The organism is Hahella ganghwensis DSM 17046 (assembly GCF_000376785.1).
In the GTDB taxonomy this organism is placed as follows: Bacteria; Pseudomonadota; Gammaproteobacteria; order Pseudomonadales; family Oleiphilaceae; genus Hahella; species Hahella ganghwensis.
On the sequence record NZ_AQXX01000067.1, the window covers coordinates 1 to 24201 of the forward strand.

Below are 24201 nucleotides of genomic sequence, written 5' to 3' on the forward strand. Positions count from 1 at the left end.
AGGTCTTGCTGAAAATCCATAAAAAATCCGATGATGTTTCCATCATTGGATTTTCTATTAAGCCCTGCGCTAACTCAAACACTTAAGTGAACAGCATTGCGGACATACCGGGCCTTTTAACACTTAATTAAACACTAACAATCAGTGAGTACCTGCAGGTCCTCCGATGGGCCCACTATTAGGATCTTCTTTCGGCGGAACGCCCTGCACAGAATCAGGAGTAACTTTAGAACCTCCAGGAGGATCAGAATCCCCCCACCCCTTGGGTGGATTAGGTTCATTTCCAGCCATGATGGCATCGATCTGTTCACTATCAATGGTTTCATACTTCATCAAAGCATCCGCCATTAAATGCAACTTATCCATATGATCGACAAGGATCTGCTTCGCACGGGCATAACAGTCATCGATAATTGTCCGAATTTCATCATCTATTCGCTGAGCAGTCTCTGGAGAATAGACCTTCTGACTATGACCCGCACTACGACCAAGAAAGACCTCTTGGTTTTCATCGTCATACATCAACGGACCAAGTTTTTCAGACAGCCCCCATTTGGTCACCATATTCCGCGCCAATTCAGTAGCACGCTGAATATCATTGGAAGCACCAGTGGTCACCCCTTCAGATCCCAATGTAATCTCCTCAGCGATACGACCACCGAACAGACTACAAATCTGACTGACAAGCGCTTGGCGACTCTGGCTATAACGATCTTCTTCCGGCAGGAACATGGTCACCCCAAGCGCCCTGCCACGCGGAATAATACTTACTTTGTAAACCGGGTCATGCTCAGGAACAAGCCTTCCGACAATTGCGTGACCTGCTTCGTGGTAGGCAGTATTACGTTTCTCTTTCTCAGACATGACCATAGATTTGCGCTCAGCGCCCATCATGATTTTGTCTTTGGCCAACTCCATTTCCTGCATACTCACAGTGCGCTTATTGGCACGTGCAGCAAACAGAGCGGCCTCATTTACCAGGTTCGCAAGATCCGCACCGGAAAAGCCAGGGGTTCCCCGAGCGATAACAGCAGGGTTCACATCATCCTCTACCGGAACCTTACGCAAGTGCACCTTGAGAATCTGCTCACGCCCAACAATATCAGGCAGCCCAACTACCACCTGCCTGTCAAAGCGACCAGGACGCAATAGTGCAGGATCAAGCACATCAGGACGGTTGGTGGCAGCAATAACGATCACACCTTCGTTACCCTCAAAACCATCCATTTCAACAAGCAACTGGTTCAACGTCTGCTCACGTTCATCATGACCACCGCCCAAACCGGCACCACGATGACGACCGACTGCATCAATCTCATCAATGAAAATGATGCATGGTGCTTGCTTCTTGGCCTGATCAAACATATCCCTGACACGCGAAGCACCAACGCCCACAAACATTTCAACAAAGTCGGAACCGGAAATCGAAAAGAAGGGAACTTTGGCTTCACCCGCAATCGCTTTCGCCAGCAATGTTTTACCAGTACCAGGAGAACCAACCATCAACACGCCACGAGGTATCTTTCCTCCCAGGCGCTGAAACTTGCTCGGATCACGAAGAAAATCAACGATTTCCTTCACTTCTTCTTTGGCCTCGTCTACACCCGCCACATCAGCGAATGTCGTCTTAATCTGATCCTCCCCCATTAACCGGGCCTTGCTCTTACCAAAGGACATAGGGCCTTTGCCGCCAGCACCTCCCTGCATTTGCCGCATGAAGAACATGAAAACAGCAATAATGACGAGTATTGGGAATGAGGCCACCAACAGTTGCGTCCAGATACTTTGCTTCTCTGGTTCACGCCCCTCAACGACCACATCGTTTTTAAGCAGATCACCGATCAGATCAATATCTGTCACTGGGGGACGAATCGTCGTGAAGCGGGAACCGTCTTGCCGCTCCCCCTCGATTGTCAGCCCATCAATAGCCACCTTCCGCACCTGACCGTTATCGACCATTTGCAGAAACTCGGAATAATTAAGCTTCTGCGCTGACGAAGGCACATTAAAATTGTTAAAAACTGTCAGCAAAACAGCCGCTATGATCAGCCAGAGTAATAAATTTTTAGCCATATCGTTCAAGGGCCAACCCTCTTAATAACTTCTGAAATGTATCTAGCACATTTGGCGGACAATATGCATGATATCAACCAGAACCTTACTATATGTCCTGGTCATACGCCACATCAGCCCACATAGATTTTAGCTAAGAGCACCATTAATTTTTGCTCATCAGCTCCCTTTAAACCCCTTGGCCACCAAATAGGTCTCCCGTGAACGAGACCTTGATGCATCAGGTTTACGAATTGCGACACTGGAATACTTTTGGCGCGCATCCTTCAATAGCTCATCGAAGCCTGCACCATGAAAAACTTTGGCCACAAAAACGCCATTCTTCTTCAGCACCTGATCCGCCAGATCCAGTGCTAACTCCACCAGATACATAGCTTTAGGGATATCCACTGCCTTCATCCCACTCATATTGGGGGCCATATCTGAAATTACAAGGTCAACCGGCCTCCCGTTTACTAATTGTAGAATATTTTCCAACACTTCATCTTCTGTGAAGTCCCCCTGCACGAACTCGACCCCTGCGATGTTATCCATCGCCAGAAGATCACAGGCAATGACAACGCCTTTGTCACCAACTTTGTCCGCAACAATTTGAGACCACCCCCCTGGAGCAGCCCCCAAATCTATCACCGTCATTCCAGGCTTTAGCAACTTATCCAGGCGGTCAAGCTCCAGCAGTTTGTAGCTAGCCCGGGAACGATAACCGTCCTCTTTGGATTTTTTTACATAGACATCGCTGTGATGCTCCTGCAACCAGCGATTACTGGACTTAGAACGAGCCAAAAAACACCCCTGATAATATTGTGGATCCTGCCTTCTACTAACAGCACAAATACCTACTGCCAAAGGAAAGTACTCGGATTCACCGCTGTCATCCGCTAAAATACGATCAATTCTTAGCGGAGTAATTTAAACCCATGGCTTTATCTATCGAGCAACACAAAAAATACAAAGCGATTGCCCACCACCTGAAACCTGTTGTCATTATAGCCGGAAATGGCGTTACAGAAGGCGTTATTGGCGAACTGGAAAGAGCGCTGACCGATCACGAACTCATCAAAATCAAGATCTCCGCAGGCGAACGGGATGAACGCGCAGAACTGGTTGATGAAATTTGCAAAATGAGCCGCAGTGAATTGGTTCAATTGATTGGAAAAACCGCCGTACTTCTCAGGCGCAACCCAAACCCGAATCCAAAGCTTTCCAATATTATTCGCGCTCAGGCCGGCAGATAACAGCCGCCTCCACCCCCAACATCCTGTCAAAACAAAAAAAGAGCCGAATCATTCAGATACGGCTCTTTTAATGATCCTCAAGACATCAGGCGTGACGCACTTCCTCAATCTCGTACTCAACCAATCCACTTGGTATCTGCACAGTCACAACGTCACCCACCTCTTTACCAACCAATGCACGAGCAATGGGAGACGAAATAGATATCTTGTTATGCTTGATATCAGCCTCATCATCACCAACGATGGTATAAGTACTAACCTCGTCCGTCTCAATATTGATAATGTCGACGGTTACTCCAAAGATTACCTTCCCTGTATTAGGAATCGCCGCGACATCAATAATCTGAGACATGGACAACTTGCCTTCAATTTCTTGAATGCGCCCCTCGATGAAACTCTGCTGCTCACGCGCTGCATGGTATTCTGCGTTTTCTTTCAGATCCCCATGTTCGCGAGCATCAGCAATCGCCTCAATAACTTTGGGACGATCAACTGTTTTCAAACGATTTAATTCTTCACGCAGGGCTTTTTCCCCTGCTTTAGTCATAGGTACTTTATTCATATAACCTTAATCACTTTCCTTGGGCAAACAGCTCTATTAAAACTAGTTCGCCGCATGAATATCCTGCAGCCTGTTAACTTCATGATCCTGACCAACTTTTATTGCGCGACAGAACGCCTCACCACCGGTCAAGGTGGTAGTATAGGTCACCTTGTGACGCAACGCTGTTTTACGAATCTCTGCAGAGTCCGCAATTGCCTTTCTGCCTTCTGTGGTATTGATAATCAAATCCACTTCATCATTTTTAATGGCATCAACAATATGCGGACGGCCTTCACGCACTTTATTTATCTGTTTGGCCTCAATACCGGCATCCTGCAACACTTGCGCCGTTCCACCAGTTGCCATAATGCGGAAACCACTCTCAACCAGGCTACGTGCAACGGCCACAGCACCCGGTTTATCAGCATCTCTGACACTGATAAAAGCGGTTCCTTTGGTAGGAAGGAAATCACCACCCGCGGCTGCAGCTTTGGCAAACGCTTCATCAAATGAGCGCCCAACCCCCATCACCTCACCGGTAGACTTCATTTCCGGCCCAAGAATTGGATCAACTCCGGGGAATTTATTGAATGGGAAGATGGATTCTTTCACATTGTAGAACTTAGGTACAATCTCAGTGGTAAAAGCCTGCTCTTCCAAGGTCTTCCCAGCCATCGCCAAAGCAGCAACTTTAGCAAGGGATAAACCGATGGCCTTCGATACAAACGGCACCGTCCGGGAAGCCCGCGGATTCACCTCGATAACATATATCTCGCCATCCTGATAGGCCAACTGAACATTCATCAGACCAATAACCTGAAGCTCCAGCGCCATCTTGATGACCATTTCGCGCATCCGGTCCTGAACATCCGCCGACAAGCTATATGGCGGTAGGGAACATGCCGAATCACCAGAGTGAACACCCGCTTGTTCAATGTGCTGCATAATGGCGCCAATCACGACATTCTTGCCATCTGAAACGGCATCGATATCAACCTCAATCGCCGCATTCAGGAAGTGATCAAGCAAAACAGGGCTGTCATTCGAAACCATAACGGCTTCGCGCATGTATCGCTTGAGCTCAGTTTCGTCATAGACAATTTCCATCGCTCGCCCACCAAGCACGTAAGATGGACGCACAACAAGCGGATACCCGATTTCTTTGGCATGAGACAACGCCTCCTCCAGACTTCTTGCTGTCGCGTTAGGTGGCTGCAAAAGCCCCAGGCGACCAATCATCTGTTGGAAACGCTCACGATCTTCTGCCCGGTCGATAGCATCGGGTGTAGTACCAATGATGGGCACGCCTGCATCTTCAAGACCACGAGCCAGCTTTAGAGGTGTCTGTCCACCATAATGAACAATGACCCCTTTTGGCTTTTCTACATCCACAATCGCCAGCACATCTTCCAGAGTGATCGGTTCGAAGTACAAGCGATCCGAGGTATCGTAATCAGTAGACACCGTTTCGGGATTGCAGTTGATCATGATGGTTTCGTAGCCATCTTCACGCAGCGCAAGTGCTGCATGAACACAGCAATAATCGAACTCGATTCCCTGCCCTATTCGGTTTGGACCGCCACCGATGACAATTATTTTCTCACGATCAGTAGCCTGAGCTTCACACTCCTCATCGTAAGTGGAATACATGTAAGCCGTTGAAGAAGCGAACTCTGCCGCACAGGTGTCCACACGCTTAAAGACCGGACGAACCCCAAAGTCATGGCGCTGCTTACGCAACGCTTTTTCGTTAATCCCGAGAAGCTGAGCCAGGCGCTCATCAGAGAAGCCCTTGCGTTTCAGTCTGCGCATGCGCTCAGCCGTAAGATCGGACAAAGCAAGCCGGGTTAACATCTGTTCTTCCTTGATCAGATCTTCGATCTGCACAAGGTACCAGGGATCTACCTTACAGTGCTCAAAAACCTCTGAAACCGACATCCCTTTGCGGAACGCATCCCCAATGTACCAGATTCGATCAGCAGTGGGCTGTTTCAGTCCCCGAACTACCAATTCATCAGCATCTTCTGCCGTTAAATCCAGCCTGGGATCGAACCCACAGGAGCCCACTTCAAGCCCTCGCAGAGCTTTCTGCAGGGATTCCTGGAAATTCCGACCAATGGCCATCACTTCACCCACAGATTTCATCTGCGTGGTCAGTATTGGATTGGCCTGAGGGAACTTTTCAAATGTAAACCTGGGGATCTTGGTAACCACGTAGTCAATGCTTGGCTCGAATGAAGCCGGCGTGGTTCCGCCCGTAATGTCATTCTGCAGCTCATCCAGGGTATAGCCAACAGCCAGCTTGGCAGCCACTTTTGCGATAGGAAAGCCTGTTGCCTTCGAAGCGAGTGCAGAGGAACGGGATACCCGCGGATTCATTTCAATCACGACCATTCGACCGGTTTCCGGATCCATGCCAAACTGCACATTGGAGCCACCGGTTTCAACACCGATCTCGCGCAAAACAGCGACCGATGCGTTTCGCATGAGCTGATATTCTTTGTCCGTCAAAGTCTGGGCAGGAGCAACCGTTATGGAATCCCCTGTATGCACCCCCATGGGATCAAAATTCTCAATGGAGCACACGATAATGCAGTTATCGTTCTTATCGCGAACGACTTCCATTTCATACTCTTTCCAACCAATCAGAGACTCATCAATCAAGAGCTCACTGGTTGGTGACAGTTCCAGACCACGTTCACAGATTTCAATAAACTCTTCCTTGTTATAAGCAATCCCTCCGCCGGAGCCACCCATAGTGAATGACGGACGAATGATACAAGGGAAGCCAATCTGATCCAGTACCTGCATGGCCTCTTCCATGCTGTGCGCAATGGAGGCGCGAGGTGTTTCGAGACCAATTGCCTTCATTGCCTGATCAAAGCGCTCACGATCCTCCGCCTTATCAATGGCGTCTTGTGTAGCTCCGATCATTTCCACGCCAAACTTTTCCAACACACCTTCACGCGCCAGATCCAATGCGCAGTTCAGTGCGGTTTGCCCACCCATGGTAGGCAGCAGAGCGTCTGGACGTTCTATCTCAATGATTTTGGCCACAGCCTGCCAACTGATTGGCTCGATGTAGGTAGCATCTGCCATGGCCGGATCGGTCATGATGGTTGCGGGATTGGAGTTAACCAGGATAACTTTGTATCCCTCCTCGCGCAGGGCCTTACATGCCTGAGCTCCGGAATAGTCAAACTCACACGCCTGCCCGATAACAATGGGGCCGGCACCGATGATGAGGATACTTTTAATATCTGTACGTTTTGGCATCTGTAACGTTCTTCTCTATTCGAATATCTGACCAAGCATGTGCGAAAACCGCCACCTTTCAGGTGCGGCATGGCAGCGCCCCTTTTTATATCTGCTCAACTCCGAATAATCAGAGGCAGACGTTAAGGGCGCTTAACTGGAAGTGCCGCCGGTTAATTCGCAGTGCGAAGCTGGGCGTCTCTCATCATAGTTATAAACTGATCAAACAACGGAGCAACATCGTGCGGCCCCGGGCTGGCTTCGGGATGTCCCTGGAAGCTGAATGCTGGAACATCGGTTCGACTGATACCTTGCAGAGATCCATCAAACAAAGACTTATGAGTGGCTCTGACATTCTCTGGCAGAGTGTCCTCATCCACCGCAAATCCGTGGTTCTGACTGGTAATCATGACATGACCGGAATCCAGATCCTGAACCGGGTGGTTAGCCCCATGATGTCCAAACTTCATTTTTACGGTTTTTGCGCCACTGGCCAGAGCAAGCAACTGATGCCCCAAACAAATACCAAAGGTAGGCACGCCAGTCTTCAGCAGTTCTTCGATGGCTTCAATGGCATAGTCACATGGCTCCGGATCGCCAGGACCGTTCGAAAGGAAAATTCCATCAGGATTATACGCAACCACTTCAGATGCTGGCGTCTGGGCAGGCACAACAGTCACTTTGCATCCCCGCTCAGCCAGCATTCTTAAAATATTTCGTTTAACGCCGAAATCGTAGGCAACCACGTGAAATTCAGGTTTTTCAAGGGTCTGATATCCTTCACCCAACACCCAGGTCGACTCAGTCCACTCAACAGAGCTCTGCCGGGTCACCTCTTTTGCCAGGTCCATCCCCTTCAACCCCGGGAATCCTTTCGCAGCGGCAACCGCCGTATCCGCAGAGATATCCTCACCCGCCATGATACAACCGGCCTGGGCGCCCTTTTCGCGTAGTATTCTGGTCAGACGACGGGTATCGATTTCAGCGATCCCGACAATCCCATTATCTTTCAGATAATCTGACAGGGACTGCTCCGCGCGCCAGCTACTCATTTCCATCGCCAGATCACGGATGACCAGGCCTGCTGCCCAGATCTGGTCAGATTCCACATCTTCCTTGTTCACACCGGTATTACCGATATGAGGGTAAGTCAGTGTAACGATTTGTTTTGCGTAGGAGGGGTCGGTAAGGATTTCCTGGTATCCGGTCATGGAGGTGTTAAAAACCACTTCACCGATGCTCTGTCCGGTGGCCCCAATAGAAATACCGTGAAATACGCTTCCGTCTTCAAGTGCTAGTATCGCAGGTGTGTATGATTCCATAGCTCGCCAGAAAACGTGTCAAATCTTTAAGAGGGCGGATTCAAGTTGCAAAAAAGCGAGAGGGAGAAATCTCTCCATCCCGCTTTCCTGAAATTTAATCCGATAATGATTATGGGCAACGTGCGCACAAACGGCCGTATTGTATAGGACTTGCCGTTTTCTGTCACGCCCAAGATTTGCTCAATCGAACAAAAAGTGACATTTACTTCAACCCAAGAACGTCCTGCATGTCATAACAACCCGCCTCTCGTCCCTTCAACCAGGCAGCAGCCTTTACTGCACCTTTGGCAAATGTCATGCGACTACTGGCCTTATGCGTGATTTCAATTCGCTCGCCCTGAGTCGCAAACAACACCGTATGATCCCCAACGACATCGCCGGCACGTATCGTTTCAAAACCAATTGTTTTGACATCACGCTCGCCGGTAATTCCCTCACGACCATACACGGCACACTCTTTCAAGTCACGACCGAGCGCATCTGCAACCACTTCCCCTAGGCACAACGCAGTTCCGGAGGGAGCATCCTTTTTGAAGCGATGGTGAGCCTCGATGATCTCAACATCATAGTCATCACCCAAGGTTTTGGCCGTCAAAGACAGAATATTCAACAAAAGATTGATACCAACGCTCATGTTGGGCGCAAATACCAGCGGAAATTTCTCGCCCGCAACGGCAATAGCAGCCTTCTGCTCCTCCGTCAGACCAGTCGTTCCGACCACCAATGCTTTTTGATGCTCAGCACAAAAATCAAGCAAACCCATCGTGGTTTCCGGACTCGTGAAATCGATAATCACATCAAACTCATCCAAAACGCTACCAAGATCGTCCGTGCACAACACCCCTTGCTTACCGATCCCAGCCAGCTCTCCGGCATCAGCCCCCACCAGAGAACTACCCGAACGAACACTTGCCGCGCCCAGATGCGTATCGTCATTATCTGCGACAGCCTCGACCAGAACCTTCCCCATACGACCGGAGGCACCAACTATTGCTACACGTGTCATCGATTACCCTTTTCTCAAGATTTCCACTTTCTGACATATGCCGAATTCAGCTTCCGAATCCCACATTCGACAAATCAAGTGCTTTAAAACACCCCACCACAAGATTGGCACCAAAAAAAGCCGGCAGATGCCGGCTTTTAAGCAACCTTAGAACTTCATATCATCAAAGAAGCTTTTAACCCCTTCGAACCAGCTCTCCTTTTTGGGAGCCTGACTTCCGGAAGCTTCCATCGTTGAATGAAACTCTCTCAGGAGATCTTTTTGCTTTTTGGTCAGGTTGACAGGTGTTTCCACCACGACGCGACACAATAGATCACCCGCAGCACCTCCTCGCACAGGAGCAACGCCCTTACCGCGAAGTCGGAACAGACGACCGGTCTGGGTTTCTTCAGGAATCTTCAGCTTAACGCGACCGTCCAGGGTCGGCACTTCCAACTCCCCGCCTAGCGCTGCGTCCACAAAAGATATGGGAACTTCGCAATACAGATTGCGCCCATCACGAGTAAAGATCTTATGCTCACGCACAGATACCTGCACATAAAGATCTCCAGCCGGCCCACCGTGCGCACCAGGTTCGCCTTCTCCGGTCAGCCTGATACGGTCACCGGTATCGACACCTGCTGGCACCTTGACCGATAGAGTTTTCTGCTCTTCAACATAACCTGAACCATGACAGGATTTACATGGATTACGAATAATCTGACCGGCGCCACGACACCGCGGACAGGTTTGCTGAATGGAGAAGAAGCCTTGCTGCATTCTGACCTGACCATGCCCCTGACAGGTTCCGCAAGTTTCTGGCTCGGAGCCTTTTTCCGCACCAGAACCATGACAGGTATTACATTCGGCCTGCGATGGCACACGAATTTTTACCGTTGTACCGCGAACAGCCTCTTCAAGATCCAACTCTAAAGTATAGCGAAGGTCAGCGCCGCGATTCGCCCGCGTACGACCACCGCCGCCGCCACCTCCGAAGATATCCCCAAAGACATCCCCAAAAATATCGCTGAAGCTACCGCCGCCACCGAAACCACCGCCTCCGGCAGAGTTGGGATCAACCCCTGCATGACCAAACTGATCATAAGCAGCGCGTTTTTGGTCATCAGACAGAATGCCGTAAGCTTCAGTAGCTTCTTTGAACTTCTCTTCTGCTGTCGCATCATCCGGATTACGATCCGGGTGATACTTCATAGCCAAGCGGCGGTATGCTTTTTTGATTTCCTTGGCATCGACACCCTTGTCGACACCCAGTACTTCATAATAATCTCGTTTAGACATAGTCAGTTTGATGCGCCCACTGCAAAAAGATTGCGATTATACCTCAGAGCCTGCCAATGTTTCATCTGACACCCACAAGCCCGAATACGAGAAAGCAGCACGGCATAGTTCCGCACTGCTTTTAGTTCTCGTTAAAGAAGTGACGCCCTTGAATATTCAGGCAACACTTCTGTAGCAGGAAGTATTACTTCTTGTCGTCCTTAACCTCTTCAAACTCTGCATCAACAGCATCATCCGCTGACTTACCGCTATCCGCATCATCTTGAGGCTGCGCACCCGCTTCACCAGCCTGAGCTGCTTCAGCGTACATTTTCTGCGCCAGTGAAGATGACGCTTCGCTCACCTTCTGCATTGCAGTCTCGATTGCTTCCTTGTCATCGCCCTTAGCGACTTCCTCCAGCTCTTTGACTGCAGCTTCGATGGCAGCTTTCTCTTCATCAGTTGCCTTATCACCGGCATCCTTCAGAGTCTTCTGGGTTGCATGAACCAGAGCATCAGCCTGATTGCGCACAGATGCCAGCTCTTCAAACTTCTTATCATCAGCAGCGTGAGCTTCTGCATCTGCAACCATCTTCTCGATCTCTTCCTCGTTCAATCCGGAAGACGCCTTGATAATGATGGATTGCTCTTTACCAGTGGCTTTATCTTTGGCTGATACGTTCAGGATACCGTTGGCATCAATGTCGAAGGTAACTTCGATCTGAGGCACACCACGCGGAGCCGTCGGAAGTCCTGCCAGGTCAAAACGACCCAGTGACTTGTTATCCATGGCACGCTTACGCTCACCCTGAACAACATGGATGGTCACCGCAGACTGGTTGTCCTCAGCCGTTGAGAACACCTGAGATTTCTTGGTTGGGATAGTCGTGTTTTTCTCGATGATCGGCGTCGCTACACCGCCCATGGTTTCAATACTCAGGGTCAGCGGGGTAACATCCAGCAACAGCACGTCTTTAACGTCACCAGACAGTACCGCACCCTGGATTGCCGCACCGATTGCAACAGCCTCATCAGGGTTAACATCTTTACGAGGCTCTTTTCCGAAAAATTCAGCCACACGAGTCTGAACCAGTGGCATACGAGTCTGACCACCAACCAGAATGATTTCGTCAACCTCAGAAGAATTGCAGTCCGCATCCTTCAGCGCGTTACGGCATGGCTCAAGACTGCGCTCAACCAGCTCTTCCACCAGGCTTTCAAGCTTCGCGCGGGTAACCTTCACGTTCAAATGCTTAGGACCGGATGCATCCGCAGTAATATATGGCAGATTGACATCTGTCTGCTGACTGCTGGACAGCTCGATCTTGGCTTTTTCAGCAGCTTCCTTCAAACGCTGCATAGCCAGTGGATCGCCATGCAAATCGATACCGGAGTCTTTCTTGAACTCACCTGCCAGGTATTCGATCAGACGCAGATCGAAGTCCTCACCACCCAGGAAGGTATCACCATTGGTCGCCAGTACTTCAAACTGCATTTCGCCATCGACGTCGGCAATTTCAATAATAGAGATATCGAAAGTACCACCACCCAGGTCATAAACGGCGATTTTGCGGTCACCGCCACGCTTGTCCATACCATATGCCAGAGCTGCCGCGGTCGGCTCATTGATAATCCGCTTAACTTCCAGACCTGCGATACGACCAGCATCTTTTGTTGCCTGACGCTGAGAGTCGTTAAAGTATGCAGGCACTGTGATGACAGCTTCGGTCACCTTCTCACCCAAGAAGTCTTCCGCAGTTTTCTTCATTTTCTTCAGAACTTCTGCAGACACCTGAGGAGGAGCAATCTTGTCGCCCTTCACTTCCACCCAAGCATCACCGTTATCAGCCTTGGCAATGGTGTAAGGCACCATTTTGATATCTTTCTGAACGACGTCATCTTCGAAACGACGCCCAATCAAACGCTTGATTGCAAACAAAGTGTTCGTTGGATTGGTAACTGCCTGACGCTTGGCCGACTGACCTACCAGCGTTTCACCGTCTTCGGTGTAAGCCACGATGGAAGGAGTGGTACGACCACCTTCTGCATTCTCGATAACACGCGCCTTGTCACCTTCAAGAATGGCAACACAGGAGTTAGTGGTACCCAAGTCGATTCCGATAATTTTACCCATAATGAAAAGCTCCCGACTCAAACTTGAAATTAATTACCAGCTAATATTGGAGTCGTTCCTGATTTTTCAACCCAACATCGCCTAATTTTTACTCTCCGAAGCAACTTCTCCGGACTTTGTGACCTTAATTACCCTCTTGCCACCATCACCATGGCTGGACGCACCAGACGTCCACTAAGGGTGTATCCTTTCTGCAACACCGCGATAACGGAATTTGGCTCCGCGTCCGGTTGTGGCACCATGGACATGGCTTCATGAAATTCCGGATTAAACGGTTGTCCCTGGGGATCCACAGGCTCAACATCAAACTTTTTCATGCCCCCCAGAAGCAGAGATAAAGTCATCTCCACACCATCTTTCAGAGTCACGATCTGCTCGGATGCATCGCCTTCGGCCGAGCAGGCTTCAATCGCCTTCTCCAGACTGTCAACAACAGGCAAAAGCTCCTTCACAAAACGCTCCAGCGCAAACTTCCGCGCCTTCTCCACGTCATTTTCCGCTCTGCGACGAACGTTTTGCATTTCTGCACTTACCCGCAGCACTTGATCTTTGGCATCTGCCAACTCTGCTTCCAATGCAGCTATGCGGCCGTCAGCATCGCCCACAGACTCTACACCAGCGTCGCTGGCTCCGGCTTCTGCCTGAGCGGCTGATTCTTCAACCTGTGATTCTTCTGTTTGATTTTTAGTCTCTTCTGACATTCGCGAAACTCCCACAAACCTGCCGAAATTATTAAGTTGGCCTCTATATGGGGTCGCTTGAGCTGGTTTCAACCAATTTTTTAACATCCCGACAGATTAATAACCCCGCCCAAATAGAAATTCAGACAATAAACTGCATTTATTCGGGGCTCAGTTCGGACGAAGGACTATTGCTGAAGTATTTTTTTTACTGTATACCTAGACAGCATTAATGGATCCCCGATTACCAAGAGACTTTCTATGCTGACACACCTCTCTATTCGTAATCTTGCTATTGCCGCCCACCTTGAACTGGAGTTCGGCCCCGGTATGACCGCCATGAGCGGTGAGACAGGGGCCGGGAAATCCATCGTGCTGGACGCTCTCGGGCTGACCCTTGGAGATCGCAGCTCTGCAGATGTCGTCCGCCATGGCTGCGACAGAGCAGACGTTACAGCAGTATTTGATCTTTCCAGCCTCGCCGGAGCACAGAAATGGCTGCAGGAAAAGGAATTGGACCAGGACAACGAATGCATCATTCGACGCACTGTTACTGCTGAAGGTCGCTCAAGGGGATACATCAACGGTCAGGCCGTTCCCATGCAGGAGCTGAAAGATCTGGGTGAACGGCTGATGGAGATCCACAGCCAGCATGAACATCACTCTCTTCTCAAAAAAGAAACCCAGCAGCGCCTCATTGATGAATTCGGCAATCTCGAATCACAGGTGAAAGAAGTCTCTGGAAAATACAGAGACTGGAAACAGAAATCCGACAAACTCCAGGCATTACTTAACCAGAATGAAGAGAACGAAGCCCGTATACAGCTTCTGACCTATCAAGTGGAGGAACTGGACTCCCTGGCACTGCAGGAAGGTGAACTCAATCAGCTGGAACAGGAACAGAATCAATTGGCCAATGCCGAAAGCATCCTTTCCAGTGTTCACCAAGTCAGCGACGGCATACTTGAGCAGGAAGGCGGCTGCCTGGATCAGTTGCGCCATGGCCTTCATCTACTGGATGACCTGAACCTTAACAATGCCCGCCTTAGCAGTGCGCAAACCATGTTGAATGACGCCTTGATTCAGCTTGAAGAGGCACACAACGAATTACGTCACCTGCAGGATGATGTAGAGCTGGACCCAGAAAGATTGCAAGAAGTGGAAACCCGGCTTTCCACTATTTATGATCTCGCCAGAAAGCACAGAATCGCACCGGAACAGCTACCTGAGCGACATCAGGAATTAAGCGCCGAACTGGCTGAACTCACCTCCGATGACAATAATGCGGAGGCTCTTTCGGATCAGGTACAAAAGCTCCACGAACTTTATCTCAAGAGCGCGGATAAACTGAGCAAGTCCAGAAGAACTACCGCCAAAAAACTGCAGGAAGCCGTCATCAGGCAATTGGCAAACCTGGGCATGACACCTGAATTTGCCATTGAGTTGACCGCATTACAGGAGCCCGGCCCACAGGGTGCTGAGGAAGCAGAAATGCTCATCAGCATGAATGCCGGACAACCTCCCAAACCCCTGCGCAAAATTGCCTCCGGAGGCGAACTTTCCCGTATCAGTCTTGCCATTCAGGTGATCACTGCCGCGTCCTCGCAAACGCCAACCATGGTGTTCGACGAGGTGGATGTCGGGATTGGCGGACCCACAGCAGAAATTGTCGGCCGCATGCTGCGTGACCTTGGGCAAAATGCGCAAATTCTCTGCGTCACACACCTGGCACAGGTTGCCTCACAGGCCAACCATCACCTGTTTGTCTCGAAGAGTATTCGTGAAGGTGCAACACAATCTTCCATCCATAAGCTGAACGGTGAAGACAGGGTGCATGAAATTGCCCGTATGCTTGGCGGCGTCAACATCACCGAACACAGCCTTGCCCATGCACACGAAATGCTGAATGGCAGCCAACTGCAGTAACAGATACAAGCCGTAAGCTCACCCGAAATACCAAAGTTAGCGGGCACAAATTCAAGGTACAAGTGGTGTGAAAATCAGAAAACCAGGGAGGGGTAAAAATAAGGTGGCGAAAAAGAGAAAAGAAGCCCTGAGAAATCAGGACTTCTTGGGTTTTACATATAGGATCAGGCTGTGATCAACAATTTCATACCCGTGCTCGGCAGCAATCTCTTTTTGCCTCTTTTCAATCACGGGATCACAGAACTCAATCACTTCACCGGTCTCAGTGCATACCATGTGATCATGATGATCATCATTGTTCAGCTCGAAAACAGCATGGCCGCCTTCAAAATTATGCCTCAATACCAGACCGGCAGATTCAAATTGAGTCAGCACCCGGTACACGGTCGCCAAACCAACATCATCTCCTGATTCCAGAAGCGATTTATAGACATCCTCTGCACTCATATGTCGAGTATCAGAAGACTCCAGGATGTTCAGGATTTTCACTCGGGGCAAGGTGACCTTGAGCCCAGCTTTCTTTAATTCTAAATTTTCGTTAGTCATAGGTCAGACGTGTATCAGTTCGCAATGCAATCAGTTATCATTCGCTGCCGAGCCAAGATAGTGGAAAATACCTCAAGATGCAAAACCTAAAATTATTATTCCTTTCTTTTACCCTGGTAGCGCTCGCAGGCTGCTCATTTCCAGGAGTTTACAAAATCGATGTACAGCAAGGGAATATTATTGAGCAGGAAACGATTGACCAGTTGTCAGTCGGCCTGAACCGCAACCAGGTACATTTCATCATGGGCGCTCCGATACTGGAAAGCACCTTTGACCCCTCATATGAAACTTATCTGTACACGATTCAGTTGGAGGGGGGTGATATTCACCGCCAAAACATCACTCTCTATTACGAGAATGACATTCTGCAACGAATAGAAAAGCGGGAAATTCTATCAGCCAATCTGGCGAACCCTGCCAAAGCACACACCGATCGCCGCGCTCAAGAGGCAAAACCCAAGCTTTAAACCTGTAGTTTAACCGCTGGTCCGGTTTTCTACTTTTTCTTGGCCCGATTCAGTCGCGCCTGCTTGGGATCAATCTTAAGCGGGCGATATATCTCCACTCTATCCCCCTCCCGCAACTCCTGTGAATCAGGCTTTGTCACAGCCTTACCAAATATCCCCAACTTACTGTTGCCCAAATCAATCTCAGGAAACAGCTCCGTGATGCCCGACATCTTTACCGCATCCATAACGGTCGTTCCAGGTACCACATCCAGGTGCAGAATTTTTTGCTTTTCCGGTAATGCGTAGGCAACCTCAACTCTGATTTTCAGCTCACTCATAACACCCTGCTTTCCACTAAAATGCCAGTCACACCAACAGTATCTGACGTTAACCGTATATATCCTTAGCCCGCCGACAGAAAGCGTCCACCATCGTCCCAGTAGCCTGAGAAAATATTGGACCCAACGCAATACCCGCAATCGCTTTGGAAAGCTCAAAGTTCAGCTCGAGCATCACTTTACAGGCATGATCATCCAAAGGTGAAAAGTGCCAGATGCCATCCAGGCTTTTAAACGGCCCCTCCACCAAAGACAAATGTATCCTGTCCGGTCGAACCAAACTATTGCGGGTCGTAAAGGTATGCACAACACCGCCTTTACGGACCTCTATCCTGGCAACCATCTCGCTCCCATGACTTTCCAAAACCCAGGTTCTGCCACACCAGGGCAAGAACTCCGGGTATGCCGGCACATCGTTCACCAGGTCATACATACGTTCTGCCGAATACGCGACCAATGCGCTACGACTAATCTGGGGCAACCTCTGTCTCCTGTTCGTTAATCACGTCTTCTGTTTTACTATCAGAACCGGCCAAATGATCTTCAACCTGAGGATCATTCTCAGCCTTTTCAGACAATGTGTCAGTATTTTGCTTTTCCGTCACTTCCGCATCCTTTTCGACACGGCTCTTTTCATTTCTGCTGCTTCCGGAGCGAGCAACCGCTTTCGCCACTCTTCCCTGACCAATGGCTTTCTCTATTTCAGCGACTTTATCTTCCCCAATCTCATCGTCATTGCCGGCTTCAACGCTTCCATCAGTGTCGTCTTCCCCAGAAGGATCGACGACTTCATTCTCGACAATTGTTCCATCGTCTTGACCAGACTCTTCCTCAGAGACATCTGACACTCGTTTTTCGTCAGCTCTGGAGGGACTGCCTACCTCATCTGAAAGTACTTCCTGATCCTCTTCACTAAGGCCCTCACTTTCTCCGCCTCCTGCAATCGTGTCGGATCCATCAACACCTTCTTCAATCACCTTGTCTTCTTCGTCTCCCCGATCTTCTTCGTCTCCCACCCCTTCCAAAAACGCTTCTATTTGCGCCAGCTTATCGCCAGGACACAGCAGGATAGTGGAGCCTTCCTTAAACTGGCAGCTATACAGCCAGAGATCAGACATCAGCGAAACCTGAATAATGATCACAACCGGGACACAAATATAGCGCAAGAGTGGACGACCGATGCGAAACAACAACTTGTTCGTGGTCATGTCCAGAGACTCAGCCAGTTTCCGGGCGGGAAGGATATAGACACACAGGACCAGCAACAACCCTCCAGCCAAGGGGATGATCAGCGTGGATACCATAAACTGCACCAGACTGAACAAAGGCATTCCCGCCCACCCTAGAGCATGGGAATCCGTCAGAGACAGCACCAAGCCCGCCCCCATCAGCCATACGAGAATATGCACCAATGTGGTTGCAAGGGTTCGCCCCCACCCCAACCGCTCTTGAAGCCAGGCGATCAGGGGCTCAATCAGGAATATTGCCGAGCTCCAGGCAGCCAGGGTCAACAATACAAACAACATCGCCCCAAAGAACTGGCCGAAAGCCATATTCCCCAGTGCCAGCGGAATCGATTGAAACAACAACGAAAAGCCCTGATCCAGTGGCAATTCCAGCATCAGCAACCAGGGAACCACAATCAGCCCCGCCAACACTCCCACCAGCATATCAACCAAACTGATCGCCAGAACCACCCGGGTAATATAACCATGCGAAGGCATATAGGCCCCGAGCAGAATAAACACCCCGGTTCCCAACGCCATGGAAAAGAAAGCCTGCTTGAACGCTGCCAGCACTCCCTGCCAGCTGATAACATCCATCTCATGGGCAAACAGCACTTGCGCGGCTGATTCCATCGATGGGAGCCTGGCACTGAACAATGTCAGGAAAATCAAAATGACGGCCATCAGAGGAATAAAATACTGCACCGCAACAGCCAGTCCCCGGTACATCCCCCGAATAGAAATAATCCAGACCACCAGGACAAACACTGTCAGCCACTGCAACATCTGGTCTGCATCCTGCTGCAGATCCGTGAAGATCCCCACCACTGTGCTGACATCGGCCCCCTGAAAGTCACCGAAGGCAGACTTAAACGCGTAGGCCAGCCCCATACCAGCCACAACAGAATAAATCACCACCGTCAACGTGGCGGCCAGCACCAGCAACAATCCGGATAGCCGCCAGATGGAGTAACCTTCGGATTTATCACCCAGTTGCTGCAACGCGAGCACCGGCGTCTTGCGAATATTCTTGCCGATCCCCACCTGGAGCACAGCCAAAGGAATAGCAAACAGTCCCAGCGCTGCCAGATAAGAGAGCAGAAACGTCATTCCGCCGTATTGGGTCATTAGCGAGGGAAACGTCCAGAAATTCGAAAAACCTACCACAACCCCGATGCCAGACATCAGGAAGGTTTTCTGGCGATTCCACATGCGCGCATCGTTAACAATGCGTATATCGTGCTGGGCCAAAAGATCACAACGCTCTTCAGATTAACTACACAGCCTGGCCTGTCGCTCCTCCGCTAATCATGCCAATGCCCTTATAAAGAGCACGCAGGAGAATATTCAGGAGTCCTTGGTTTTATTATGAGGCTATTCCAAACGACGGATTGTAACGGATAACGTGCCCGGAAGTCAGCGCGTCGGCAATCGTTAGCCAAGTACACCGACTTTCATTACAATACGCCGTTTTAATTGTCAGTCGGAAATATGAGCAAAGCCAAGAAACAATCACCGGGCACCATCGCCCTGAACAAGAAGGCCCGCTTTGACTATCACATCGAAGAGAAGTTCGAAGCAGGCATCGCTCTGACTGGATGGGAAGTCAAAAGCCTCCGTGCCGGGAAGTGCCAGCTCGTGGATTCCTATGTCTTACTTAAGGATGACGAAGCCTGGCTGCTCGGAGCCCATATCACCCCCTTGAAGGAAGCCTCCACCCACGTAATCGCCGATCCAACCCGAACCCGGAAGCTACTTCTGCACCGCCGGGAACTGGATAAGCTGATCGGCAAGGTCAACCAGAGTGGCCACACCTGTGTACCTCTGGCGCTGTACTGGAAAGGCAACAAAGTGAAATGCGAGATCGCCCTGGTTAGAGGGAAGAAAGATTTCGATAAACGGGAAACCGAGAAAGAACGCGACTGGAACCGCCAGAAACAACGCGTTGTCCGGGAACACGTGAAGCAATAAGCTGATTTACTGGAACTTTCTTAAGCGTTAAACAAACTTAAGTGGCGAAACGGCCTTGAAATCGGTTAACATCGCCACCATATCTACGACATCTACTGATTTTGATGTTGTAGAACCACTTTTTGGGGACGACTTGGTTTCGACGCCGGTTACAAACCCTGAGGTGCATGTCGAGTGGACAGTAACACTCGTACTCCAATTACTGTAAAAAATAGTCGCAAACGACGAAAACTACGCTCTAGCAGCTTAATGCTGCTAGCACTCATGCCAAGATGCTTGTATCGCGGTTTTTATGAGTGTCATCCAGAACAAGCTAGCTTGCGCAGACGCTCCATCTGCTCTCGCGAAACTTCAGGAGATCGCCTTTTACACCCTGCCCTCCGGGTCGTAACAGGTTAACTAAATAGAGGGTCCTAAGCATGTAGAGCCAATGGCAGCGGACTGGCGGACGCGGGTTCAATTCCCGCCGTCTCCACCAATTGAAGAAGGTGAACTGATCTCAGTTCACCTTTTTTTATGCCTACGCCCCGCGCTACAGGCCTTATGTGGCAAGGGTTTGCGGACTTCGCCACCTTTGTAATCGCGGACTTTCACCGGCAATTCTTCTCTGAATGGCCGAATACTCTCTGCGCCTCCCCCCTCCTAGAATAGCCAAAGTCCATGACTATAGAACAGAGAACCCTTTAAAATCAGTAGCTTATTGTCGGACTGAGGAAAGGAGTTTGATTGGCAAATTGGGTAGGCGGAAGTTTTGAAATCTTGGTCAGAACTGGACTTTAATGGACACTGTATCCATCAAATGGTAATTTATGCCTTTGTAAAATCCGGTGCGACCTAAAAGAGCTCTAAACCCTATGGATGACGAAATACTCACCTTAAAAGAGGTGGCAGAATACCTAAAGGTAAATGAGAAGACCGTATATCGCTTGGCTGCAGACCAAAAACTCCCAGGCTTTAAAGTTGGTCATTCTTGGCGGTTTAAGAAAAGAGATTTGGATCAGTGGATTCAAAATCAACAACACAAAAAGTGACTTGGATAATTTTGCAAAATATGGGTGTATGCATGCAAATACGTAAGGTGAGAAAAAATGAAATCTAGTAGTGCATACAGAAAAGCAATCATTTCAGATCAACAAGAAAATATAAAATTTTTTTCAGACAGTTCTTTAGTAGGGCGGAATAAATTGAAAGCACTGTTAGACGATCTTCAAAGTCCATTTCCAATTGAGCAAGACTACGACCTTGCCCCATTCGTTCATTGGAAGGGTAACAGCTCTAGCAAAATCCATAGATGGCTTCGCTATAGAGAAGCATATTCCCCAGAACTAATCGACAAATTAAATTTAGAAGGACGAATACTAGACCCTTTTAGCGGCTGCGGATCGATTATGGTAGGGGCAGCTCAGAGAGGATTATCTTCTACTGGGGTAGACATTAACCCACTATCAACCTTTTCAACAAAGGTTAAGTTAACAAAGTTAAAAAATACTGAAATTGACCAGATCAAAAAAATTCGTTCAGATCTAAAGGCTATTATTGGCAAGCACAATCCATCAAGGTTACCTGACTTATCTATATCTGAAAAAGTCTTTGAGCCAGAAATTTTGAATGTCGTTTTGAAATCAAAGTCGGCCATAGAAGCTATTAGAGCAGATAACCCAACAATTGGAGACTTTTTGCATTTGGCATGGCTTGAATCACTAGAAAAGGTGGGAAGCTATTTCAAAGAAGGCAACGGAATTAAGTACAGAAACAAACAGCGAAGTAAAGGGAAGTACAAAGACAAGAAAGATGGAGAGTGGCAATTACAAAGATTCGGAAGTGACCAAGCCTCCTTTGCTATTAATTGTATTAAAAGTCAACTAGACATCATGATTGAAGATACTTCCGACTGGAAGTATGGCACTTGGTCTAAGCAAAAAGTACTTTCCGGTAGCGCATTAAAACTAGACAAACTTTTACCAAATAAGAAGTACGACTCTATTATATTTAGCCCTCCATACGCAAATCGCTTTGACTATTTTGAAGCCTTCAAGGTTGAACTTTGGTTTGGAGGATTTGTGGATAGTTATGACGACCTAAATAAGCTTAGAAAGCAATCTCTCAGGTCACATCTCGCAGCAGAATATCGTAAGAACAACCCAGTTTTTGAAGAGCTGGAGTCGTTGATTAACATAATGGACCGAACTGCAAGCAGCTGGAGAATGGGTGTTCCAGATCTGCTGAGAGGTTATTTTCAGGATATGCATACAGTACTTAAACATTGCAGAAAGCTCGCACCTAACGGACGCACACATGTCGTTGTTGGAAACTCTGCATTTGCAGGAGTAATTATCCCGACAGATGTATTAACAGCAATGATTGGTATTAGATCGGGATTTTCTAAGGCAAAGATTATTGAATCGAGACATCTAACTGTTTCACCACAACAGAGAGCATTGTTGACAGGCTTCGAAGGCCATATGCGCGAATCGGTGGTAATTTTTGAATGAGCAACTTAGCAGAGAATACAGAAAGCGTGGCAGAGTTAGAGCAAGACCAGTTAAGTAACGTAGATACCTTCCCTGATTTTGACTCCATTAATCATGGAGATCTTTTGGGGTTAAGTCTTTCTACGAATACAACTCCTTTAACCCATGGAATGCATAGGTTCGCGGCGAAATACATTCCTCAAGTCCCACGATGGGCGATAAGCCAGTTTTGCGACGAGCATTCGATTGTAGTGGATCCGTTCATGGGATCCGGAACAACATTGGTTGAAAGCCTACAGTCTGTTAAATCGGCTTATGGACTAGATATTGACCCGCTAGCCAAATTGATAACCAAAGCAAAAATAAACCCATATAACATTGATAACATTCAGTCGTTAACAAAAAAGATATTGAAATATAAAGGAAAGAGAAGCGAAGGTGACGAACTTCCAATGAGTGGAGTCGAAAATCCATTACATTGGTTTAGCAGGGAAAATAAAGAAAAGCTTAATTTCATTTTTGAAAAGATAAACACCTTTCAAATGAGTCAATCCGAAAAAGAGTTTTTTCTTTGCGCATTTAGCTCTGTGCTTCGTTGGGTTTCAAATGCTGACGATCAAAGTCAGAAAACATATGTCTCTGGCACTCTAAAAAAATCACCACCTGATGCATGGGAGGTATTTGAAAGGTTTGTTGACCGTTCAATCCAGGGAATAAAAGAGCTCGATTCAACTAGAAGTCAAGCAAGCCAAGCAAGCCAAGCAAGCCAAGCAAGCCAAGCAAAAATTTTAGACGGAGATGCTTTATCGATACCTCTGTCAAATAATAGCGTCGACCTGATAGTGACAAGCCCCCCATACGTTGACTCTGTAGATTATATGTACAACTTTATGCTGGAATATTTCTGGCTAGGTCCGTCATTAGGCGTGGAGTCCAGAAGTAAATTTAACGAAATGCGACGCCAATCAGTGGGCTCAAAGAACCCTTCGATAAAAAATGAGATGCCTCCAGCAGCCATCAGTACAATGGTCTGCCCTTCTGAAATACCAAGCTATAGAAAGTCCGCTGTAATAGGTTACTTCCATGGCATGGAAGAACACTTTAAAGAGGCAAGTAGAGTTCTAAAAACTAATGCGAGATATGTCCTTGTTGTTGGCAACAGTCAGTCTGCCAACGGAATTATGCCAGTCCATGACTGCTTAACTAAGCTTGCTGCTCAATTTGATTTAAAACTCGAAAAAGCATTTGCATACCGAATTCGTAGACACTACATGAAGTTCCCAAGAAAAGGGCGAGGCGGGATAATTCTAATGGATTGGATAATAGTATTAAAGAAGACAAAGAAAAATCTTGGTCGTGAATCCCAGCCTTTGCCAATACCTAATATTAGAATTGGCGATCACGAGGTGGCACATTGAACACCTCATTTCATTCATGGCCAGCGGAGTTTTGGAGAGTAAATAGCTACAGTTACCCTAGCTTTTTCTCAGACAATGATAAAGCTCGGGAGGCTTGGTCTATTTTTTTAACCTTTTTTGATTACACAGCATATGACGAGCTAAAAAGTTGGTGGGATTCTGGACAAGGAGAAAGACGACTTAACCCTTCCGCACTTGAAAGCTGGAAAGCAACGTTTGAAGAGGTTGGTCTACTGTATGTAATTAGGGAGAGTCTGAATAACCCCAAGGTTCTGAGGTAATTCAAACTCTCGACGATATATGGCCGAATATTCAGAGTGTTTTTCCGGCCATTTTGGATCTTCCCCCCC

The 24201-nt window shown here is 48.4% G+C and carries 20 protein-coding genes and 1 other RNA gene; 8 read left to right on the forward strand and 13 right to left on the reverse strand.

Features of this window, described 5'->3' with window-relative positions:
* Positions 1-141 precede the first annotated feature (141 nt).
* Both ftsH and rlmE read right to left on the reverse strand, forming a co-directional pair.
* A complete protein-coding gene (ftsH, locus tag F566_RS0103120) occupies positions 142-2082 on the reverse strand; it encodes an ATP-dependent zinc metalloprotease FtsH (protein ID WP_342662524.1) in 1941 nt (646 codons plus the stop codon).
* Positions 2083-2232: 150 nt separating this feature from the next.
* The gene (rlmE, locus tag F566_RS0103125; protein ID WP_020405517.1) at positions 2233-2856 is read right to left on the reverse strand and encodes a 23S rRNA (uridine(2552)-2'-O)-methyltransferase RlmE; all 624 of its coding nucleotides are present in this window, start codon (positions 2854-2856) and stop codon (positions 2233-2235) included.
* 134 nt (positions 2857-2990) lie between these two features.
* Between rlmE and yhbY the strand changes: the two genes are divergently transcribed.
* Positions 2991-3308, forward strand: a complete 318-nt coding sequence (gene yhbY, locus F566_RS0103130) for a ribosome assembly RNA-binding protein YhbY (protein ID WP_020405518.1) — start codon at positions 2991-2993, stop codon at positions 3306-3308.
* Positions 3309-3393: 85 nt separating this feature from the next.
* On the opposite strand, the gene greA is transcribed toward yhbY, so the two are convergent.
* The 7 genes from greA to grpE form a co-directional block, all read right to left on the reverse strand.
* A complete protein-coding gene (gene greA / locus F566_RS0103135) occupies positions 3394-3870 on the reverse strand; it encodes a transcription elongation factor GreA (protein WP_020405519.1) in 477 nt (158 codons plus the stop codon).
* Between the two features lie 42 nt (positions 3871-3912).
* Entirely contained in the window at positions 3913-7128 is a 3216-nt protein-coding gene (gene carB, locus F566_RS0103140) for a carbamoyl-phosphate synthase large subunit (RefSeq protein ID WP_020405520.1), read from the reverse strand.
* 152 nt (positions 7129-7280) lie between these two features.
* Complete coding sequence (gene carA, locus F566_RS0103145) at positions 7281-8429, reverse strand: glutamine-hydrolyzing carbamoyl-phosphate synthase small subunit (protein WP_020405521.1); 1149 nt, start codon at positions 8427-8429, stop codon at positions 7281-7283.
* A 202-nt stretch (positions 8430-8631) separates the two neighbouring features.
* Positions 8632-9435 (reverse strand): 4-hydroxy-tetrahydrodipicolinate reductase, encoded by an 804-nt coding sequence (dapB, locus tag F566_RS0103150; protein WP_020405522.1) that lies wholly within the window; start codon positions 9433-9435, stop codon positions 8632-8634.
* 147 nt (positions 9436-9582) lie between these two features.
* Entirely contained in the window at positions 9583-10713 is a 1131-nt protein-coding gene (dnaJ, locus tag F566_RS0103155) for a molecular chaperone DnaJ (RefSeq protein WP_020405523.1), read from the reverse strand.
* Positions 10714-10897: 184 nt separating this feature from the next.
* Positions 10898-12826, reverse strand: a complete 1929-nt coding sequence (gene dnaK, locus F566_RS0103160) for a molecular chaperone DnaK (RefSeq protein WP_020405524.1) — start codon at positions 12824-12826, stop codon at positions 10898-10900.
* A gap of 128 nt (positions 12827-12954) precedes the next feature.
* Positions 12955-13527, reverse strand: a complete 573-nt coding sequence (gene grpE / locus F566_RS0103165) for a nucleotide exchange factor GrpE (protein ID WP_020405525.1) — start codon at positions 13525-13527, stop codon at positions 12955-12957.
* A 240-nt stretch (positions 13528-13767) separates the two neighbouring features.
* On the opposite strand from grpE, the gene recN reads away from it, so the two are divergent.
* A complete protein-coding gene (gene recN, locus F566_RS0103170) occupies positions 13768-15432 on the forward strand; it encodes a DNA repair protein RecN (RefSeq protein ID WP_020405526.1) in 1665 nt (554 codons plus the stop codon).
* A gap of 135 nt (positions 15433-15567) precedes the next feature.
* Here recN and fur read toward each other — a convergent pair whose 3' ends face one another.
* Positions 15568-15978, reverse strand: coding sequence for a ferric iron uptake transcriptional regulator (gene fur, locus F566_RS0103175; protein WP_020405527.1), 411 nt, complete (start codon positions 15976-15978; stop codon positions 15568-15570).
* A 77-nt stretch (positions 15979-16055) separates the two neighbouring features.
* Here fur and F566_RS31755 point away from each other — a divergent pair, with 77 nt between their 5' ends.
* On the forward strand, positions 16056-16445 hold the full coding sequence (locus F566_RS31755) for an outer membrane protein assembly factor BamE (protein ID WP_020405528.1): 390 nt from the start codon (positions 16056-16058) through the stop codon (positions 16443-16445).
* A 29-nt stretch (positions 16446-16474) separates the two neighbouring features.
* Here F566_RS31755 and F566_RS0103185 read toward each other — a convergent pair whose 3' ends face one another.
* The 3 genes from F566_RS0103185 to F566_RS31760 are packed head-to-tail and all read right to left on the reverse strand — an operon-like array spanning position 16475 to position 19242.
* Positions 16475-16765 carry an RnfH family protein gene (locus F566_RS0103185; RefSeq protein ID WP_020405529.1) on the reverse strand — a complete coding sequence of 97 codons (291 nt, stop codon included), beginning with the start codon at positions 16763-16765 and terminating at the stop codon, positions 16475-16477.
* A gap of 49 nt (positions 16766-16814) precedes the next feature.
* Positions 16815-17246 carry a type II toxin-antitoxin system RatA family toxin gene (locus F566_RS0103190; RefSeq protein ID WP_020405530.1) on the reverse strand — a complete coding sequence of 144 codons (432 nt, stop codon included), beginning with the start codon at positions 17244-17246 and terminating at the stop codon, positions 16815-16817.
* On the reverse strand, positions 17233-19242 hold the full coding sequence (locus F566_RS31760; RefSeq protein ID WP_157496604.1) for a sodium-dependent transporter: 2010 nt from the start codon (positions 19240-19242) through the stop codon (positions 17233-17235). Before F566_RS31760 ends, F566_RS0103190 begins: the two co-directional genes overlap by 14 nt.
* A gap of 240 nt (positions 19243-19482) precedes the next feature.
* Here F566_RS31760 and smpB point away from each other — a divergent pair, with 240 nt between their 5' ends.
* From smpB to F566_RS0103215, 5 genes are all read left to right on the forward strand, one after another.
* Positions 19483-19962 (forward strand): SsrA-binding protein SmpB, encoded by a 480-nt coding sequence (smpB, locus tag F566_RS0103200; RefSeq protein WP_020405532.1) that lies wholly within the window; start codon positions 19483-19485, stop codon positions 19960-19962.
* A gap of 124 nt (positions 19963-20086) precedes the next feature.
* Positions 20087-20440: a transfer-messenger RNA gene (gene ssrA, locus F566_RS36145) on the forward strand.
* A 376-nt stretch (positions 20441-20816) separates the two neighbouring features.
* A complete protein-coding gene (gene mads1 / locus F566_RS0103205) occupies positions 20817-20993 on the forward strand; it encodes a methylation-associated defense system helix-turn-helix domain-containing protein MAD1 (protein WP_020405533.1) in 177 nt (58 codons plus the stop codon).
* A gap of 57 nt (positions 20994-21050) precedes the next feature.
* Positions 21051-22454: an SAM-dependent methyltransferase gene (locus F566_RS0103210; protein ID WP_020405534.1), complete on the forward strand. Its 1404-nt coding sequence runs from the start codon at positions 21051-21053 to the stop codon at positions 22452-22454.
* Positions 22451-23851, forward strand: a complete 1401-nt coding sequence (locus F566_RS0103215; RefSeq protein ID WP_020405535.1) for a DNA methyltransferase — start codon at positions 22451-22453, stop codon at positions 23849-23851. Before F566_RS0103210 ends, F566_RS0103215 begins: the two co-directional genes overlap by 4 nt.
* Positions 23852-24201 lie beyond the last annotated feature (350 nt).

Bases quoted from the DNA above. Each gene is read 5' to 3' on its own strand.
- yhbY (WP_020405518.1), top strand. From the start codon at position 2,991: ATGGCTTTATCTATCGAGCAACACAAAAAATACAAAGCGATTGCCCAC.
- greA (WP_020405519.1), bottom strand. From the start codon at position 3,870: ATGAATAAAGTACCTATGACTAAAGCAGGGGAAAAAGCCCTGCGTGAA.
- carB (WP_020405520.1), bottom strand. From the start codon at position 7,128: ATGCCAAAACGTACAGATATTAAAAGTATCCTCATCATCGGTGCCGGC.
- carA (WP_020405521.1), bottom strand. From the start codon at position 8,429: ATGGAATCATACACACCTGCGATACTAGCACTTGAAGACGGAAGCGTA.
- dapB (WP_020405522.1), bottom strand. From the start codon at position 9,435: ATGACACGTGTAGCAATAGTTGGTGCCTCCGGTCGTATGGGGAAGGTT.
- dnaJ (WP_020405523.1), bottom strand. From the start codon at position 10,713: ATGTCTAAACGAGATTATTATGAAGTACTGGGTGTCGACAAGGGTGTC.
- dnaK (WP_020405524.1), bottom strand. From the start codon at position 12,826: ATGGGTAAAATTATCGGAATCGACTTGGGTACCACTAACTCCTGTGTT.
- grpE (WP_020405525.1), bottom strand. From the start codon at position 13,527: ATGTCAGAAGAGACTAAAAATCAAACAGAAGAATCACAGGTTGAAGAA.
- recN (WP_020405526.1), top strand. From the start codon at position 13,768: ATGCTGACACACCTCTCTATTCGTAATCTTGCTATTGCCGCCCACCTT.
- fur (WP_020405527.1), bottom strand. From the start codon at position 15,978: ATGACTAACGAAAATTTAGAATTAAAGAAAGCTGGGCTCAAGGTCACC.
- F566_RS31755 (WP_020405528.1), top strand. From the start codon at position 16,056: ATGCAAAACCTAAAATTATTATTCCTTTCTTTTACCCTGGTAGCGCTC.
- F566_RS0103185 (WP_020405529.1), bottom strand. From the start codon at position 16,765: ATGAGTGAGCTGAAAATCAGAGTTGAGGTTGCCTACGCATTACCGGAA.
- smpB (WP_020405532.1), top strand. From the start codon at position 19,483: ATGAGCAAAGCCAAGAAACAATCACCGGGCACCATCGCCCTGAACAAG.
- mads1 (WP_020405533.1), top strand. From the start codon at position 20,817: ATGGATGACGAAATACTCACCTTAAAAGAGGTGGCAGAATACCTAAAG.
- F566_RS0103210 (WP_020405534.1), top strand. From the start codon at position 21,051: ATGAAATCTAGTAGTGCATACAGAAAAGCAATCATTTCAGATCAACAA.
- F566_RS0103215 (WP_020405535.1), top strand. From the start codon at position 22,451: ATGAGCAACTTAGCAGAGAATACAGAAAGCGTGGCAGAGTTAGAGCAA.